The organism is Paucibacter aquatile (assembly GCF_002885975.1).
GTDB lineage: Bacteria > Pseudomonadota > Gammaproteobacteria > Burkholderiales > Burkholderiaceae_C > Paucibacter_A > Paucibacter_A aquatilis.
In genome coordinates this window covers 789,292-807,804 of the sequence record NZ_POSP01000004.1, presented here as the reverse complement: position 1 = coordinate 807,804, position 18,513 = coordinate 789,292, and the positions used below count along the sequence as shown (strand labels likewise).

Annotated in this window: 15 protein-coding genes; 2 read left to right on the top strand and 13 right to left on the bottom strand. The window is 64.1% G+C overall.

Going from position 1 to position 18,513, the window contains the following annotated elements:
* Window positions 1-17: 17 nt before the first annotated feature.
* Window positions 18-590 carry a DUF2069 domain-containing protein gene (locus C1O66_RS24685; protein WP_102770336.1) on the top strand — a complete coding sequence of 191 codons (573 nt, stop codon included), beginning with the start codon at window positions 18-20 and terminating at the stop codon, window positions 588-590.
* A 60-nt stretch (window positions 591-650) separates the two neighbouring features.
* Window positions 651-2,084 (top strand): FAD-binding oxidoreductase, encoded by a 1,434-nt coding sequence (locus C1O66_RS23115; RefSeq protein WP_102770335.1) that lies wholly within the window; start codon window positions 651-653, stop codon window positions 2,082-2,084.
* 94 nt (window positions 2,085-2,178) lie between these two features.
* Here C1O66_RS23115 and C1O66_RS23110 read toward each other — a convergent pair whose 3' ends face one another.
* The 13 genes from C1O66_RS23110 to nuoG all read right to left on the bottom strand — a co-directional run bounded on the left by C1O66_RS23110 (window position 2,179) and on the right by nuoG (window position 18,513).
* The gene (locus C1O66_RS23110) at window positions 2,179-5,397 is read right to left on the bottom strand and encodes an efflux RND transporter permease subunit (protein ID WP_102770334.1); all 3,219 of its coding nucleotides are present in this window, start codon (window positions 5,395-5,397) and stop codon (window positions 2,179-2,181) included.
* A gap of 5 nt (window positions 5,398-5,402) precedes the next feature.
* A complete protein-coding gene (locus C1O66_RS23105) occupies window positions 5,403-6,575 on the bottom strand; it encodes an efflux RND transporter periplasmic adaptor subunit (protein WP_102770333.1) in 1,173 nt (390 codons plus the stop codon).
* A 319-nt stretch (window positions 6,576-6,894) separates the two neighbouring features.
* Window positions 6,895-7,425: a DUF1178 family protein gene (locus C1O66_RS23100; protein ID WP_102770332.1), complete on the bottom strand. Its 531-nt coding sequence runs from the start codon at window positions 7,423-7,425 to the stop codon at window positions 6,895-6,897.
* Window positions 7,426-7,471: 46 nt separating this feature from the next.
* Window positions 7,472-8,095, bottom strand: coding sequence for an NUDIX domain-containing protein (locus tag C1O66_RS23095; RefSeq protein WP_102770331.1), 624 nt, complete (start codon window positions 8,093-8,095; stop codon window positions 7,472-7,474).
* Window positions 8,085-8,393 carry a DUF2818 family protein gene (locus C1O66_RS23090; protein ID WP_102770330.1) on the bottom strand — a complete coding sequence of 103 codons (309 nt, stop codon included), beginning with the start codon at window positions 8,391-8,393 and terminating at the stop codon, window positions 8,085-8,087. The genes C1O66_RS23095 and C1O66_RS23090 overlap by 11 nt, the downstream gene beginning before the upstream one ends.
* Window positions 8,394-8,423: 30 nt before the next feature.
* Entirely contained in the window at window positions 8,424-9,905 is a 1,482-nt protein-coding gene (gene nuoN / locus C1O66_RS23085) for an NADH-quinone oxidoreductase subunit NuoN (protein WP_102770329.1), read from the bottom strand.
* Window positions 9,906-9,924: 19 nt separating this feature from the next.
* A complete protein-coding gene (locus C1O66_RS23080) occupies window positions 9,925-11,403 on the bottom strand; it encodes an NADH-quinone oxidoreductase subunit M (protein WP_102770328.1) in 1,479 nt (492 codons plus the stop codon).
* A 19-nt stretch (window positions 11,404-11,422) separates the two neighbouring features.
* On the bottom strand, window positions 11,423-13,474 hold the full coding sequence (gene nuoL / locus C1O66_RS23075; RefSeq protein ID WP_102770327.1) for an NADH-quinone oxidoreductase subunit L: 2,052 nt from the start codon (window positions 13,472-13,474) through the stop codon (window positions 11,423-11,425).
* Window positions 13,475-13,480: 6 nt separating this feature from the next.
* A complete protein-coding gene (gene nuoK / locus C1O66_RS23070; protein ID WP_102770459.1) occupies window positions 13,481-13,789 on the bottom strand; it encodes an NADH-quinone oxidoreductase subunit NuoK in 309 nt (102 codons plus the stop codon).
* Entirely contained in the window at window positions 13,789-14,439 is a 651-nt protein-coding gene (locus C1O66_RS23065) for an NADH-quinone oxidoreductase subunit J (protein WP_102770326.1), read from the bottom strand. Before C1O66_RS23065 ends, nuoK begins: the two co-directional genes overlap by 1 nt.
* A gap of 156 nt (window positions 14,440-14,595) precedes the next feature.
* Window positions 14,596-15,081, bottom strand: coding sequence for an NADH-quinone oxidoreductase subunit NuoI (nuoI, locus tag C1O66_RS23060; protein WP_102770325.1), 486 nt, complete (start codon window positions 15,079-15,081; stop codon window positions 14,596-14,598).
* A gap of 14 nt (window positions 15,082-15,095) precedes the next feature.
* On the bottom strand, window positions 15,096-16,154 hold the full coding sequence (gene nuoH / locus C1O66_RS23055; RefSeq protein ID WP_102770324.1) for an NADH-quinone oxidoreductase subunit NuoH: 1,059 nt from the start codon (window positions 16,152-16,154) through the stop codon (window positions 15,096-15,098).
* A 13-nt stretch (window positions 16,155-16,167) separates the two neighbouring features.
* Entirely contained in the window at window positions 16,168-18,513 is a 2,346-nt protein-coding gene (gene nuoG, locus C1O66_RS23050) for an NADH-quinone oxidoreductase subunit NuoG (protein ID WP_102770323.1), read from the bottom strand.

The following is an 18,513-nucleotide window of genomic DNA, read 5'->3' as shown; positions in this document are numbered from 1 at the left end:
CTGGCTATGATGCCAGCATGTCTCAGCCGCCCCTGCCATCGAACGCGCCCCAGAGCGCGAATGCACCCTCTCCCATCGAGCTTCCAGCCACGCCCATCCCGCTGAGCCCCACCGAACAGCGCCGCGCCGAGCGAGCGGCCAAAGCCGCCGCCCGCGCCGCCAAAGCCGCGGCCCGTGCGGCTGCGCGCGAAGCCCCGCCGCCACCGCCCACCGGGCGCACCCAAGCCAGCCCACAGGAGGCGCTGAGCCGCAATCTGGCCTTGGGCGCCTTGATGGCCTTGTTTGTGCTGTGCCTGGCCTGGGAACTATGGCTGGCGCCCACAGGCAGCGGCTCGCTGGCGATCAAGGCCCTGCCCTTGCTGCTGCCCATGGCCGGCTTGTGGCGCTATCGGCTCTACACCTTCCGCTGGCTGAGCCTGATGGTGTGGCTGTATTTCGCCGAGGGCGCCGTGCGCGCCACCAGCGAAAGCGGCCTGGCCATGTGGCTGGCCACGGCCGAGGTGCTGCTCAGCGTGCTGATCTTTGTGGCCTGTGCCCTGCAGGTGCGCCAGCGCCTGGCGGCAGCCAAGGCCGAGCGCAGCGAGGCCTGAGCCCCAGGCGCCGCCCGGCCCGCATCGATTTTCTGCAACACCCCCATAACAACCAGAACCATGAGACAAGAACACGCGGCCCTGATCGAGGCCTTGACATCCCTGCTCGGCGAAGCCGGCTTGCTGATCGGCGGCGCCAAGGCCGGTGATGCAGACCTGAGCGCGTATGAGCTCGACTGGCGCCGCCGCTATGCCGGCCGCGCCCTGGCCGTGGCCCGGCCGGCCAATACCGAGCAGGTGGCCGGCGTCGTCAAGCTCTGCGCCGCCCATGGCGTGAGCCTGGTGCCGCAGGGCGGCAACACCGGCCTGGTCGGCGGCTCCACGCCCGATGCCAGCGGCACGCAGATCGTGCTCAGCCTCAGCCGCATGAACCGCGTGCGCGCCCTGGACGCCGCCAACCTGACGCTGACGGTGGAAGCCGGCGCCATTCTGCAGACCGTGCAGGCCACGGCCGCGGCGCAAGACCTGCTGTTCCCGCTGAGCCTGGCGGCCGAGGGCAGCTGCACCATCGGCGGCAATCTGGCCAGCAATGCCGGCGGCACGCAGGTGCTGCGTTATGGCAATGCGCGCGAGCTCTGCCTGGGTCTGGAGGTGGTGACGGCCGCCGGCGAGGTCTGGGACGGCCTCTCCGGTCTGCGCAAGGACAACACCGGCTACGACCTGCGCGATCTCTTCATCGGCAGCGAGGGCACGCTGGGCATCATCACCGCGGCCACGCTCAAGCTCTTCCCCAAGCCCGTGGCCAAGATGACGGCGCTGGCCGCCTGCGACAGCCTGGACCAGGCCGTGCAACTGCTGAGCCTCGCGCGCGCCCGCGCCGGCTCAGGCCTGACCGGCTTCGAGGTGATGAACGAGTTCTCGCTGGGCCTGGTGCGCAAGCATTTCCCCCAGCTGCAACAGCCGCTGGCGGCCAGCGCCTGGATGGTGCTGCTGGAGATCTCGGACGCAGAGAGCGAAGCCCATGCGCGCGCCCTGTTTGAAGGCCTGCTGGAGGCGGCACTGGAGGCCGAGCTGATCAGCGACGCGGCCGTGGCGGAAAGCCTGCCGCAATCGCACGCGCTCTGGCATCTGCGCGAGTCCATCCCGCTGGCTCAGGCCGAGGAGGGCCTGAACATCAAGCACGACATCGCCCTGCCCGTCTCGGCCATCCCGGCCTTTGTCAGCGGCACCGATGCGGCGCTGGCGCAAGCCTTTCCCGGCATCCGCATGGTGGACTTTGGCCATCTGGGCGACGGCAATCTGCACTACAACGTGCAAGCGCCCGAGGGGCAGGCTGCTGGCGAGTTCTTGAGCCAGCACGAGAAGGCCATCAACGCCATCGTCTACGACGCGGTCGTCGCCCATGGTGGCTCCGTCTCGGCCGAGCATGGCATCGGCCAACTCAAGCGCGAGGAACTGGTGGCGCGCAAGAGCCCCGTGGCCATCGGCTTGATGCGCGCCATCAAGCAGGCGCTGGATCCGCAGGGGCTGCTGAATCCGGGCCGGGTGCTCTGAGCCCGGCTTGAACCGCCCGCTTCCGCGCCGACAAAAAAAGGCCTCCACTCAGGAGGCCTTTTGCATGGGCTGAGCCCGAATCAGCCGAGCCCGCTCAATCCGCACCTTGCGGCGCCGCAGGTCCGCCGCGGCGGCGGGTCAGCAGGTCGAATGCCTTGAGCACCATGCGGAAGACAAAGCGCAGCAGGATCAAGGTCAGCAGGGCCTCAACAAAGGTCATCACGAAAGCAAACAGGCCGTTCCAGCGATCCATGCGACGACGGAACTTGGCGATCATGCGGTCGCGGGCGATCTCGATGCTGTCGTAGAAGGTCGGGATGACCAGCAGGGTCAGCAAGGTCGAGGTGATGGTGCCACCGATGATGGCCACGGCCATGGGACGGTAGAACTCGCTGCCCTCGCCCAGGCCGATGGCCACCGGCAGCATGCCGGCGATCAGTGCCAGGGTGGTCATCAGGATGGGGCGCAGGCGCTTGCGGCCGGCGGCCATCAAGGCGTCTTCGCGGCCCAAGCCCTCACGCTCCAGCTGACGCGCGGCGTCCAGCAGCAGGATGGCATTCTTGGCCACCAGGCCCATCAGCATGATGACGCCGATGAAACTCATGAGGTTGAGCGTGCTGTTGCTCATCAAGAGGGCCAGCACCACACCAATCAGGGACAGCGGCAGCGACATCATCACCGGCAGCGGCGCGGTGAAGGAACCGAACTGCATCACCAGCACCAGATACATCAGGCCGATGCCGGACAGCAGCGCAATGCCCATCTCGCTGAAGACCTCGTTCTGCTCGCGCGAGTCCCCTTCCAGTTCCAGGCTGTAGCCGGGCGGGAAATTGATGGACTTGGCCAGCTTGAGCGCGTCGGCCGTGACCTCGCCGGGCGATCGACCCTGGACGTTGGCGGCCACGGCGATGGTGCGCTTGCCATCGGCATGGCTGATTTTGGACGGACCCTTGCCCATGGTCACGGTGGCGATCTGCTCCAACGGCACCATCACATTGCTGCCGCTGACGGCAATGGGCAGGCGTTCGATATTGCTGGCATCGACACGGTCACTGGGATGCAGGCGCACGGCCACATCGCGGGTCTCTCCCGAGGGGTCGACCCAGTCACCCACTTCCACGCCGGCAAAAGCGACACGCAAGGCTTGCGCGGCATCGTTGACCGAGATGCCCAGAGAGTTGGCCAGGCCGCGGTTCAGCTCGATCTGCAACTCGTCCTGCGGGTCTTGCTCAGACAGGCCCACATCGACCGCGCCCTTGACATTGCGCAACTTGGCCATGAACTCGTTGGTGATGTCGAGCAGCTTGCGCGAATCGACGCCGGTGAAGCGGATCTGCACCGGCTTGCGGCCGCCGCCGTTGAGGTTGTCGGAGACGGCGTACTCGGCACCGACCAGGCGCGAGAGCTTCTCGCGCAGCTCATTCGCCACCTCATTGGCGGAACGCTTGCGGTCCTTGGCCTTGCCGATGTCCACATAGATGCGGCCACCGTTGACGTTGACATTGCTGTTGGTGGCCACGGTCTCGGGCATCTCGCGCGCCAGCTTGGCGGCCGCTTCGAGCTTGAGCTTGGAGTACTCCAGGCTGCTGCTGGCGGGGGTGCGCACTTCCACCGCGACCATGCCGTTGTCGGTCACCGGCAGGAAGCTGGAGCCGCCGAACTTGGCGTGCAACATCACGGCGCCGACCAAGCTGGCCAGGGCGAAGGCAGCCATCCATTTGCGATGGTGCAGGGCCCAGGCGATGACAAGGCCATAACGCTCGGTCTGATGGTCAAACCAGTCGTTGAAGCGAACCAGGGCTCGACCCAAGGCGTTCTTGGGCAGTTGGTGATGATTCGGTGGGTCACCCCAGAAGGCCGACAGCATCGGATCGAGGGTGAAGGAGATGAACAAGCTCACCATCACCGAAGCCACCACGGTCAGCGCGAAGGGCCGGAACCACTCACCCGACACACCCGGCATGAAGGCCACGGGCACAAACACAGCCACGATGGCAAAGGTGGTGGCCGCCACGGCCAGGCCGATCTCGGCCGTGCCCTGCAGCGCCGCGGTGCGCCGGTCGGAGCCGCGCTCGAGGTGGCGCACGATGTTCTCTCGCACCACGATGGCATCGTCGATCAGCACACCGATGGCCAGAGACAGTCCCAGCAAGCTCATGAAGTTGAGCGTGAAGCCGCACAGCCAGACGGCGATGAAGGCCGCGATCACCGAGGTCGGCAGCGACAGCGCCGTGATCAGGGTCGAACGCCAGGAGTTCAGGAAAACATAGACCACGAAGATGGTCAGGCCGGCACCCAGCACCAGGGACTCGATGACGTTGTTCAGACTGTTCTGCGCGTCCTTGCCGCCGTCCTGGGTCACTTCCAGCTTGGCGCCTTCGGGCAAGGTCTTGTTGATCTCGTCGACCAGGCTGCGGATCTTGTTGGCCGTGGTGACGGTGGAGGCGTCGCGCGAGCGCGTGATGGCCAGACCCACATTGGGGTTGCCATTGCGCAGGCTCTGGCGGGTCAGCTCGCCGTAGCCGTCTTCGATGCTGGCCACCTGGGACAGGCGCACCAGCTCGGTGCCACGGCGTTTGACGACGATCTGCTGGAACTCGGCCGGCGACTCCAGACGGCCAAGCAGACGGATGCTCTGGTCTTCCAGCGTGCCTCGCACCTTGCCCACGGGAGCCGTGCCGTTCTGGTTACGCAGCGCCGCCACCACCTCGGTCACGGAGACATTGTTCTCACGCAGCTTCTCTGCATGGAGCAGCACGCTGAGCTCGCGCTTGAGCGCGCCATTGACGAAGACCACGGCCACGCCGGGCACGGCGCGGAACTTGTCGGCCAGTTGATCTTCGGCAATGCGCGAGATCTCAGCGTGGCTGTGTTTGCTGCTGGACAGGGCCAGCTGCATGATGGGCTCGGCGGCGGGGTCCTCGCGCTCCAGCACCGGCTCGCGGATCTCGGTCGGCAGCTTGTAGCGCACCGTGCCGATGGCGTTGCGGACCTCATCCGAGGCCTCGATCATGTTCTTGTTGAAGTTGAAGATCAGCACGATCTGGGCGAAGCCCTCGGCCGCCGTGGCCCGCACGCGCTGCACGCCCGAGATGCTTTGCAGCGACTTCTCGATGCGGTTCACCACCTCGCGCTCCACCGTCTCGGGCGAGGCGCCGGGGTAGGCGATGGAGACCACCAGAACCGGCTCCTGCACATCGGGGATCTGGTTGACGCGCAGCTTCTTCAGGGCCAGCAGGCCCATGCACATCAGCGCAATGATGATGACGATCGTGGCGATCGGCTTCTTGATGCTGAAATCGGAAAGAAACATGGCAATTACTTCCCTGTGCTGGCCGGCGCCGAAGCCGAGGCCACGGCCGCAGCGGCGATTTGGACTTTCTGACCATCCTTGAGGTTGGAACCGGGGCTGCGCAGCACCTGGTCACCCACGGCCAGGCCGCTGCGAATGACGAACTCACCGCGGCGCGCATCGCGCTCGCCCAGTTCCACCGCCACCTTGTTGAGCACGCCGTTCTTGACGCGCCAGGCATGGGCCGCGTCACCCGCGCGCTGCAGCGAGACCTCGGGCAACATCAGGGTGCTGACGCTGCCGGATTCCACCCGACCTTCGGCATAGAGGCCGGCCACCGTCGGCGCCTTGCCCGGCGCGAAATCCACCAGCACTTCGAGCTGGCGGGTGGTGGCATTGGCGGCAGCATCGATGCGGCGGACCTTGCCGCTGAAGTTGCCTTCACCAAAGCCGTTGACGCGGAAATTGACGGTTTGCCCCGCCTTGATCTCGTGCATGCGGTCGGCCGAGACCAGGCCCTCGAAGCGCATGCTGCGCGGGTCGATCACCTTGACCAACTCCTTGCCCACCTGCGCGGTGTCGCCGGCCGAAACCTTGCGCTCGCTGACCACACCGTCAAAAGGCGCGCGCACCTCGGTGCGTTGCAACTGCTGGCGCGCCTGCACCAGGCGAGCCTTGGCGGCGACCAGATCGTTCTGGGCGTTGTTGCGGCGCAGCTCGGCGTCTTCCAGCGCTTGCAGCGAGCTCATGCCCTGGGCCTGCAGGGTCTTGAGGCGCTGCATCTGGCGCTCGGCCTGCTCGAACGACTGGGCGGACACGCGGGCGCCCTCCTCGGCCGACGCCAGCGAGTCGCGGATGGAGGTGTCATCCAGACGCACCAGCAGGTCGCCGCGGCGCACGTTCTCGCCGTTTTCCTTGAGCACCTGCAGCACCACGGCCGACACCTCGGCGCGCAGATCGGCGCGCTTCTCGGGCTGGATGGAGCCAGTGATGACGGGGCCGAAGGCATAGCTGGACAGACTCAAGGTGCGCAAATCTTCCTGTGCCACCAAGAGCGGGGCGGCGGCGGCACTGGCCGCCTTGCCGGGCGCATCCGCAGCGCCCGCCCCTTCGCGCTTGCCGCAGGCACTGAGCGCCAGTGCAGCGCACAGCAGCAAGGTCGGGGAAACAGAACGGGCAAGGCGGGACGAACGCGTCATCGGATCAACTCCGTTTGGATGAGTTTGAACAAGCTGGAAACAAAAGGAAGTTCGGGCTTGGTGTGTGAGCAGAGGTCACCCAAAAACCGCATGACGCCCACCCCGCGCTCAAGGCCGGCAACCAGCCGATCAGCGTGGCCGGCAGCAACCCTCAAGCGAGTCTTTGAAAGCCGAACAAAAGCCCCGCAGCTTAAGTGAGCCCAAGGGGTGGGCCATAGGTCATGGAGCAGAATTGAGCCTCGGATTTACCCTAGCTTCGCCCAGCACCCGTCAGGCCATGGATCGGCAAGAAAGCCCGAGGTTCAACGAGGCGTGGCGCCTACTGCAAAGGCTCTTTGAGCCCGGGCACATCGGGCAAGGGCAAGACGGCAATGCCTTCCTCCACCAGAGCCTCGGTGTCAGCCCGGCTGGCTTGGCCACGGATGCTGCGCGGCTCGGCCTCGCCGTAGTGAATCCGACGTGCTTCTTCGGCGAAACGCGAGCCGACGTTTTCGCTTTGCGAGACCATGGCACGCAAAGCCTGCATCATGTGCGCTTGCACGCGCGCCAAAGACTCGGCAGCAGACGAGGCGCTTGAGTCGACCTCGGAAGCGCTGCTGATTGACGAGGGCTCAGAACGTGCCGCGATCGCTGCAGGCGAGGCGGTATCGGCACGCTCAGCCCCAGACGCACCACGGCGCAGGTGCGAGACATTAAGTCGCGGCGCACTGGGCAAACGTCGGACCTCATTGCTGCCGCACATGGGGCAGGACACCAGGTCGCGCGCCTGCTGGCTCTCAAAGTCGGCCGCAGAGGCGAACCAACCTTCGAAACCATGATCGAGGGAACAGCAAAGATTCAGAACCAGCATGGAACGATGGTAAGCGCTGGCGGCAGGCCTTTCAGGCCACCGCCACTCATTCTTGCGCAGCAGCCACCCATTTGAGGGCCCAAGCCCCCGCCTGCCAACGCTGCAGCCAGAGCAGGCCGATCAGCGTCTTGGCATCGGTGATGCGGCCGTCCTGGCACATGGCATCGACCTCGGCGACGGTAAAGGCCTGCAGCTCGATGAACTCCCCGTCATCGAGCGCCTGGCGGCCCGGCGTGAGGCCGCGGGCAAAGAAGATCTCGATGCCTTCGTCCGAGTAGGCAATGGCGTTGTGAAGCACGCCGGCATGGGCCCACTCCGCCGCGTGGTAGCCGGTTTCCTCGATCAGCTCGCGTTGGGCACAGCGCAGCGGGGCTTCGCCGGCATCGAGCTTGCCGGCTGGGAACTCCAGCATCACCCGGCCCATGGGGAAGCGGAACTGACGTTCCAGCAGCAGACGGCCATCGTCCAGCAGCGGCACGATCATGACCGCGCCGGGGTGCAGGATGTACTCACGGCTGGCCTGGGCGCCATCGGGCAGGCGAACGATGTCGCGCTGTACGTGGAGGAAGTTGCCGTTGAAGACGCGCTCGGAGGAGACGCTGTCTTCGCGCAAGTGGGCGTCCGAACTTGTGGAGCCCGGCTGCGCAGCGGCGCCGCCCTCAGGGTTCATGGCGATGGCGGCGCAGGTAGCACCAGACAAAGCCCGGGAAACCCAGGGTCACGAAGAGACAGAAGCCGGCCGCGTAAAACTCCCAGCCCTGAGGCTGGCGTTGACCGAGCTTGGACTCGAGCAGGAAACCGAGTCCCAGGGTCAGAAGCGCGAGCAAGACCAATTCCAGCAGACGCCAGCCCACCGCCTTGGGACTGCGGCGCGGCCCCACAAGCAGGACCCGGTTGCTGAAGTAAGGCAGGTTGGCGGCCAGAACAGCCGCCAACAAAACCAGCCAGACGGCTGCGGTTTGATCCATGGATTCGGTAGAAAAAGCGAAACCGGAGGATCAGGTCGCCAGCGTCTTGACGATGGCAGACGCGCACCAGGCCATCAGACCGCCGGGCAGCACACCAAAGACCAGCACGGCGGCACCGTTCAGCGACAGCACCAGACGCACATCGGCAGGCGCTGCCAGGGGCGCGCGGTCCGTGGGTTCGTCGAAGAACATGACCTTGACGACACGCAGGTAGTAGAAGGCGCCGATCAGCGACACCACCACGGCGGCAATGGCCAGGCCCAGATAGAACGGCACATTGGTCGAGACCAGGGCCTGCAGCACCGACAGCTTGGCGTAGAAGCCCGCAGTCGGCGGCACACCAGCCAGCGAGAACATGAACACCGCCATCACCACCGCGAACCAGGGGCTGCGCTTGGCCAGACCGGCCAGGTCCTTGAGTTCCTCGGCCTCATGACCAGCGCGCGAGAGCAGCAGGATCATGCCGAAGCTGCCCAGGGTCGTCAGCACATAGGTCACGGCGTAGAACATGGCCGAGCTGTAGGCATTGGCGGCGGACAGGGTGTTGTTGTTCACCACGCCCGAAGCCAGGCCCAGCAGCATGAAGCCCATCTGCGCGATGGTCGAGTAGGCCAGCATGCGCTTGAGGTTGGTCTGGGCGATCGCGGCCAGGTTGCCGACCAGCAGCGACATCACCGCCAGCACGATCAACATCTGCTGCCAATCCACGGCCAGGCCGATCATGCCTTCCACCAGCAAACGCACGGTGATGGCAAAGGCTGCCAGCTTGGGCGCCGAGCCGATCAGCAGGGTCGCGGCCGTGGGCGAGCCTTGGTAGACGTCCGGCACCCACATATGGAAGGGGGCAGCGCCAAGCTTGAAGGCCAGACCAGCGGTCACGAAGACCACGCCGAAGACCAGCACCGATTTGTTGGGCACGCCGGTGGAGATGACCTCGAAGACGCGCGGAATGCTCAGCGAACCGGTGGCGCCGTACATCATGGACAAGCCATAGAGCAGGAAGCCGCTGGCAAGGGCGCCCAGCACAAAGTACTTCATCGCCGCTTCGGTCGACACCGCATGGTCACGGCGCAGGGCCACCAGGGCATAGAGCGACAGGCTCATCAATTCCAGGCCCAGATAGATGACCAGGAAGTTGTTGGCCGAGAGCATGACGAACACGCCCAGCAGCGAGAACAGGCTCAGGGTGAAGAGCTCACCCTTGAGCATCTCGCGCGAAGCGGCGTAGGGACGCGCATAGACCAGCACGACGATGGTGGCGATGCTGGCGAAGAAGCCCAGCAGATGGCCCATGGGGTCGGACACCACCATGCCCTGCATGGCATACAGGGTCTGGCCTTCGCTGAAGGCGCTGAAATGCACGGTGGCCACGGCCACCAGGGTCAGCTGGGTCAGCCAGTAGGTCGGGCGGCGCGCCGGGTCCTTGACGAACAGGTCCGCCAAGGCCACCACGCAGGCCATGGCCAGCAAAATGATTTCGGGATAAACCGCGAGCCAGTTCATATTGTTCATGTCTTGTTGGCCCTAAGAATCAACCGGGGATCAGCTTGGACGTTGCCACATGCTTGAGCAACTCAGCCACCGACACCTGCATCACATCGGTGAAGGGCTTGGGGTACACGCCCATCCACAGCACAGCAATGGCCAGCACTGCCAGCATCAGGAACTCACGGGCGTTGATGTCCTTGAGATTGCGCACATCGTCGTTGGTGACGGCACCGAAGTAGACGCGCTTGTACATCCACAAGGTGTAGGCCGCGCCGAAGATCAGGGCCGTGGCGGCAATGGCGCCGAGCCAGAAGTCGTAGCGCACGGTGCCCAGGATCACCATCCACTCGCCCACGAAACCGGCGGTGGCAGGCAGGCCGCAATTGGCCATGGCGAAGAACAGGGCGAAGGCCGCGAACTTGGGCATGGTGTTGACCACGCCGCCATAGCTGGCGATCTCACGCGAGTGGACGCGGTCGTAGAGCACGCCGATGGACAGGAACATCGCGCCCGACACAAAGCCGTGCGAGATCATCTGCACCAGACCGCCCTGCACACCCAGGTCGTTGAAGATGAAGAAGCCCAGGGTCACGAAACCCATGTGGGCGATGGACGAGTAGGCCACCAGCTTCTTCATGTCTTGCTGCACCAGAGCCACCAGGCCGATGTAGACCACGCCGATCAGGGACATGGCAATAATCAGCCAGGACCACTGATGGGCCGCGTCCGGCACGATGGGCAGGGAGAAGCGCAGGAAACCGTAGCAGCCCAGCTTCAGCATGATGGCGGCCAGCACCACCGAACCGCCGGTGGGCGCTTCCACGTGGGCGTCAGGCAGCCAGGTGTGCACCGGCCACATCGGCACCTTCACCGAGAAGGCAGCCAGGAAGGCAAAGAACAGCAAGGTCTGCGTGCCACCGGCCAGGGGCAGCTTGTGCCAGGTCAGGATGTCGAAGCTGCCACCGGACTGGAAGTACAGGTAGAGCAGCGCGATCAGCATCAAGAGCGAACCGGCCAGGGTGTAGAGGAAGAACTTGAAGGCGGCGTACACGCGACGCGGGCCGCCCCAGACGCCGATGATGATGTACATCGGAATCAGCGTGGCCTCGAAGAACACGTAGAACAGCATGCCGTCGAGGGCCGAGAACACGCCGATCATCAGGCCCGACAGGATCAGGAAGGCGCCCATGTATTGATTGACGCGCGACTCGATCACTTCCCAGGCGGCCAGCACCACGATGACGGTGATGAAGGCCGTCAGCGGCACGAACCACATGGAGATGCCGTCCAGGCCCAGGTGGTAACGGATGTTGAAACGCTCGATCCAGGGCTGGTTTTCGACGAACTGCATGGCAGCCGTGCTGTTGTCGAAACCGCTGATCAGCGGCAGCGTCACGGCAAAGCTGGCCAGCGCGGCCAGCAAGGCCAGCCAACGCACGGTTTTGGCCTGGTCGTCACGACCCAGAGCCAGCAGCACGGCGCCGCAGGCGATGGGCAGGAAAATGGCAAGACTTAGCAACATTGTTGTTCTCCGCCCTCAATCACAGACCGGTCAGGGTCTTGAGTTGGGGCCACATATAGGGCCACAGCTGCCAGGTCATCAGGCCGATCACGCCCAGGATCATCACCAGCGCATACCAGTACAGGTGGCCGGTTTGAACGCGACGCACCAGGCCGGCGATGCCGCCAACCGCATGCGCAGAGCCGTTGATCAGCACACCGTCGATCACGGCGCCGTCACCGGCCTTCCAGAACACGAGGCCCAAGCCTCGCGCGGCCTTGGCCAAGATGTTCTCGTTGATCCAGTCCATGAAGTACTTGTTCTCCAGGACCACGATCAGCGGACGCAGCACACGAGCCAAGGTCGCCGGCACGGCCGGCCAGACCATGTAGAACAGGTAAGCCGTCACCACCCCGCCCAGAGCCAGCCAGAACGGCAGCGTCTGCAGGCCATGCACAGCCATGGCCGCAGCGCCGTGGAACTCATGGCCCAGCTCAGTCATGGCGTGGTGGACCTGGTGGTTGATGAAGATGGCATCTTTGAAGAAATCGCCATGCAGCATCGGGGCGATGGTGAAGTAACCGATCAGCACCGAAGGCACCGCCAGCAAGGCCAGCGGCAGGGTCACAACCCAAGGCGACTCGTGAGGCACATGAGGCTCATGGTGACCGTGGTCGTCATGATGGTCATGCTCGCCCGGGAAGGGCTTGTGACGGAAGTTCTCCTTGCCATGGAAGACCAGGAAGTACATCCGGAAGGAATAGAAGGCGGTGACGAACACGCCGATGATGACCGCGTAGTAAGCCCATTGCGCCGCCGGCAGATGGCTGGCGTGCACCGCTTCAATGATCGAATCCTTGGAGTAGAAACCCGAGAAGAAGGGCGTGCCGATCAGGGCCAGCGAACCCAGCAGCGAGGTGATCCAGGTCACCTTCATGTACTTCCACAGACCACCCATATTGCGGATGTCCTGGTCGTGGTGCATGCCAATGATCACCGAGCCCGCGCCGAGGAAAAGCAGGGCCTTGAAGAAGGCGTGGGTCATCAGGTGGAACACGGCCACCGAGTAAGCCGAGGCACCCAGGGCCACGGTCATGTAACCGAGCTGCGACAGGGTCGAGTAGGCGACCACACGCTTGATGTCGTTCTGGATGATGCCCAGGAAGCCCATGAACAGGGCCGTGATAGAACCGATCACCAGGATGAAGTTCAGCGCCGTGTCCGAGAGCTCGAACAGCGGGCTCATGCGGGCGACCATGAAGATGCCGGCCGTCACCATGGTGGCGGCGTGGATCAGCGCGGAGATGGGGGTCGGGCCTTCCATCGAGTCCGGCAGCCACACATGCAGCGGGAACTGGGCCGATTTGCCCATGGCACCGATGAACAGGCAGATGCAGGCCACGCTCAGCATCATCCAGTCCGAGCCCCACAGCGGTGCGGTGAACTTGATCTGAGCCAGCTCACCAGCCTTGGCGAAGGTCTCGGTGTAGTTCAGCGAACCACCGTAGGCCACCAGCAGGCCGATGCCGAGGATGAAGCCGAAGTCTCCGACGCGGTTGACCAGAAAGGCCTTCATGTTCGCGAAGATGGCGGTCGGCTTGGTGTACCAGAAGCCGATCAGCAGGTAGGACACAAGGCCCACCGCTTCCCAACCGAAGAACAGCTGCAGCATGTTGTTGCTCATCACGAGCATCAACATCGAGAAGGTGAACAGCGAGATGTAGCTGAAGAAGCGCTGGTAGCCCGGATCTTCTTCCATGTAGCCGATGGTGTAGATGTGCACCATCAGCGACACAAAGGTCACCACGCACATCATCATCGCGGTCAGGCCATCGACCAGAAAGCCGACTTCCATCTTCAAGCCGCCCACCACCATCCACTCATAAATGGTCTGGTTGAAACGGGCACCGTCGTTGATGACGGATTCCAGCGTCATGGCCGACAAGATAAAGGCCACAAGCACGCCGAGGATGGTGACCGTGTGAGCACCCTTGCGGCCCACTTGCTTGCCAAACAGGCCGGCCACGACGGCGCCGACCAGCGGGGCCAGCGGCACCGCCAGCAGGAGGTTCTGAGAGAGTTGTGCAGACATTGTTCTTCAGCCCTTCAGCGCGTCGAGCTCTTCGACATTGATGGACGCCCGGTTGCGGAACAGCACGACCAGAATGGCCAGGCCGATGGCCGACTCGGCGGCCGCCACGGTCAGGATGAAGAACACGAACACCTGGCCCGCCATATCGCCCAGGTAGTGCGAGAAGGCCACGAAGTTCAGGTTCACCGCGAGCAACATCAGCTCGATCGCCATCAACAGCACGATCAGGTTCTTGCGATTCAAAAAGATGCCCACCACCGAGATGGCGAACAGGATCGCCCCCAAGGTCAGGAAATGGCCCAAGGTCAAGCTCATCATGCTTTGGCTCCTGTGTCAGCAGCAGCATCGGCTGCAGGCGCGGCGGGCAGTTCCACCGTGGGCGCCATCTTGACGATGCGCAGGCGGTCGGCCTTCTTGACCTTGACCTGCTCGGAGGCGTCTTGGCTGCGTGAATCCTTGCGGCGGCGCAGGGTCAGCGCGATGGCGGCAATGATGGCCACCAGGAGCAGCACGGCCGCAATCTGCAAGGGATAGAGGTACTGGGTGTAGATGGCGATGCCCAGCAGCTTGGTGTTGCCCAACTGCATGGCTGCGGGCGACAGCTCCGGCGCGTCAGCCAGGCGGAAGCCACCCATCAGGATGGCGGCCATTTCCAGCGCGATCAAGGCGCCGACCAGGCCAGCCATCGGCATGTGCTTCCAAAAACCCTCCCGCACGTGGTCTGAATTGATGTCCAGCATCATCACCACAAACAGGAACAGCACCATGACGGCGCCGATATAGACCAGCACCAAGGTGATGGCCAGGAATTCCGCCTTCAGCAGCATCCAGATGCACGAGGCATTGAAGAAGGCCAGGATCAGGAACAGGGCCGAATGCACAGTGCTGCGCGCCGTGATCACACGGAACGAGGCGCCCAGCAACACGGCCGAAAAGATGTAGAACAGAGCAGTGGTGATTTCCATAGCGTTCCAGCAGTACTTAACTCTTGTCCGATCGAGTCGCCCGCCGGGCCGCCTTGAAACAAGTTCAGGGCGACTCGAGCCGAGGTGCACGGCGGCGTTGGCCGGCGGACCTCTGCGTCCCCTTGGGGGAGCGGCCGAGTACTCTCGGACGAGGGGTCAACGGTACTTTGCGTCGGCCTCCTTTTGGGCTGCGATCTCGGGTTCATAGCGGTCACCCACAGCCAGGAGCATGTCCTTGGTGAAGTAGAGGTCGCCGCGTTTTTCGCCGTGGTACTCGAAGATATTGGTTTCCACGATCGAGTCGACCGGGCAGCTCTCCTCGCAAAAACCGCAAAAGATGCACTTGGTCAGGTCGATGTCATAACGCGTGGTTCGGCGGGAGCCGTCATCGCGCACATCGGACTCGATGGTGATGGCCATCGCCGGGCAGACTGCTTCGCACAGCTTGCAGGCAATGCAGCGCTCTTCGCCGTTGTCGTAACGGCGCAGCGCGTGCAGACCGCGGAAACGCGGCGACAGCGGGGTTTTTTCTTCCGGAAACTGCACGGTGATCGTGCGCGACAGGAAATGGCGGCCGGTCAGGGCCAGGCCCTTGAACAGCTCGATGAGCATGAAGCTCTTGACGAAGCTCACTGCAGACATGGGAGGACCTCAGCTCACTTCCAGATGTTGTACGGCGACTGAATCCAGAGGCCGACGACGACCAACCAGACCAGGGTCACGGGAATGAAGATCTTCCAGCCCAGACGCATGATCTGGTCATAACGGAAGCGCGGGAAGCTGGCGCGAACCCAGAGGAACACGGTGACCACGCAGAAGGTCTTGAGACCCAGCCAGATCCAGCCCGGGATGAAGTCCAGCGCAGCCACAGGGGCCAGCCAGCCGCCCAGGAAGAACAGCACGGTCAGGATCGAGACCAGCCACATATTGGCGTACTCGGCCAGGAAGAACATGGCGAAGGACATGCCCGAGTACTCGACCATGTGGCCGGCCACGATCTCAGACTCACCTTCCACCACGTCGAAGGGGTGGCGGTTGGTTTCAGCCAGGCCGGAGATGAAGTAGACGCCAAAGATCGGCAGCAGAGGCAGCCAGTTCCAGGACAGCAGGTTCAGGCCCATGTCGGCGAACTGACCGCGCGACTGGCTCATGACGATGTCGCTCATGTTCAAGCTGCCGCTGACCATCAGCACGATCACCAGGGCGAAGCCCAGGGGGATTTCGTAGCTGACCATCTGAGCGGACGCGCGCAGCGCACCCAGGAAAGCGTACTTGGAGTTCGAGGCCCAGCCGGCAATGATCACGCCGTAAACCTCAAGCGAGGTGATGGCCATCAGGAACAGCAGGCCGGCGTTGATATTGGACAGCGCGACTTCCGGGCCGAAGGGGATCACAACCCAGGCGGCCAGGGCCGGCATGATGGTCATGATGGGGCCGAGGAAGAACAGGCCCTTGTTGGCCGCCGTCGGGACGATGATTTCCTTGAAGATCAGCTTGACCGCATCAGCGATGGGGGTCAGCAGACCGTAGGGGCCGACACGGTTCGGGCCCGGACGGATCTGTGTCCAGCCGATGGCCTTGCGCTCCCACAAGGTCAGGTAGGCCACACAAATCATCAGTGGGGCAACCAGCACGATGATCTTGATCAGGTTCCAGACCACGGGCCAGGCACCGCCCAGCAGGCTGGCGCCAGTTTGGTAGAGGGTGTCAATCATTGCTGTTCTCGCCTCACACCTTGGACACGTTCAGCGAACCGAAGGCCGCGCCCAGGGCCGCAGTTTCCGGGAGCCCCACGGGCACACGCACCACATTCGCGGGCAGCTTGGCGTCGAGCTGGGCCGGCAGTTGCACGGTGCCGGCGCCTTCCTGGCTGATGCGCACCGAAGCGCCCTGCACCTCGGCCAAGCCCAGCTGATCCCACAGCGCCTGCGGCAGACGGGCCACGGCCGCCTGGCGGGCGTCGGTGGTCAGCTGCAGCGAGGTCGAGTGGCGAACCAGGGCATCTGTGGCATAGATCGGCACTTCGGCCAGGCGATCCAGACCACCCGCTGCCGCTTGCAGCTGCACCGGCGCTTGGCTGGCATTGCTCAGGCGGCTGCTCAAATCAGCATCCACACCCAGCGCTTCGTTGCGCACCTGCTCGGAGCTGTCCTGGCCGAAACCATCCAGAGCCAACAGATTGCCCAGCACGCGCAGGATCTTCCAGCCCGGGCGCGTTTCGCCCAGGGCCTTGGCCACGCCCACAAAGCTCTGCAGGCGACCTTCCGCGTTCACGAAAGAGCCCGAGGTCTCGGTAAAGGGCGAGGTCGGCAGGATCACATCCGCGTACTCGATGCCGCTCTTGAAGGGGCTCAGCACCACGACCATTTCGGCCGCGGCCAGGCTCTTCGCAGCGGCGGCCGCGTTGGCGCTCTCCAGCACCGGGTCGGTGTTCAGCAGGATCACAGCCTTGAGCGGCGCGCCGCCGGCTTGCGCACCCAGCATCTGGGCGGCATTCAAACCATTGCCTTGCGGCACAGCGCCAACCAACTGCGCACCGACGGTGTTGGCGGCTTCGGTCAGGTAGCCGACTTGAGCGCCCACCTGGGCAGCGATCCAGTTGGCCAGGCTCAGCAAGGCCGCGGCTTGCGGATGTTGTGCAGCGGCATTGCCCAGCAGAACCGCCTTGCGCTCGCCGCTCAGCAGCGATTCGGCGATCGCGTTCGCAGCCGGGGTCACTTCAGCGCTCAACGGTGCACTCACGCCCTTGGCCTGGGCCACGGCTTGAGCAACAGCGGCCAGCGACTGCAGCCAGGCGCTCGGCGCCGCGGTGATGCGTGCAGCGATGGGCAGGAGCCAATCGTCTTCGCTGCCGTGGATCACACTGATCTGGGCGCCGTGACGGGCGGCCTGACGCAGGCGCTGCGCAAACAGCGGGTGATCCTTGCGCAGGAAGCTGCCCACGACCAGGGCACGATCCAGCTCGCTCAGCGCGGCGATCGAGCCACCCAGCCAATGGGCCTTGCCGGCTTCGGCGGTGTTGCTGAAATCGGCGTGGCGCAGGCGGTGGTCGACGTTCTGGCTGCCCAGACCGCGCACCAGCTTGGCCAGCAGATGCAGCTCTTCCACCGTACTGTGGGCCGAGCCCAGGGCACCGATGGCCGCCGGGCCGTGTTCGGCCTTGACCAGCTTGAGGCCGTTGGCCACGTATTCCAGCGCCGTGGTCCAGTCGACGGTCTTCCAGGCCCCCCCCTGCTTGATCATGGGCTGACTGATGCGCTGGTCGCTGTTCAGGGCCTCGTAGGAGAAGCGGTCGCGGTCGGCGATCCAGCATTCGTTGACGGCTTCGTTCTCGAGCGGAACGACGCGCATCACCTGGTTGTTCTTGACCTGGACGATCAGATTGGCGCCGGTCGAATCATGCGGGCTGACACTCTTGCGGCGCGACAACTCCCAGGTGCGAGCGCTGTAGCGGAAGGGCTTGCTGGTCAGGGCGCCGACCGGGCAGATGTCAATCATATTGCCCGACAACTCGGAGTCCACCGAGCGGCCGACAAAGGTCTGGATCTCGGCATGCTCACCACGGTGGGCCATGCCCAGCTCCATCACGCCGGCAATCTCTTGGCCGAAGCGCACGCAGCGGGTGCAATGGATGCAACGGCTCATTTCCTGCATGGAAATCAGCGGGCCGACGTTCTTGTGGAAAACCACGCGCTTTTCTTCGGTGTAGCGAGATTTGCTGCCACCGTAGCCCACGGCCAAGTCTTGCAGCTGGCACTCGCCACCCTGGTCGCAGATCGGGCAATCCAGCGGGTGGTTGATCAGCAGAAACTCCATCACGCCCTGCTGCGCCTTCACGGCCTTCTCGCTCTTGGTGCGAACGATCATGCCCTGGGTCACGGGCGTGGCGCAGGCCGGCATGGGCTTGGGTGCCTTCTCCACATCCACCAGGCACATGCGGCAGTTGGCGGCGATGGAGAGCTTCTTGTGGTAGCAGAAATGCGGGATGTAGGTGCCGGCCTTTTCGGCTGCATGCATGACCATGCTGCCTTCCTGGACCTCTACCTTCTGGCCGTCGAGTTCGATTTCAATCAT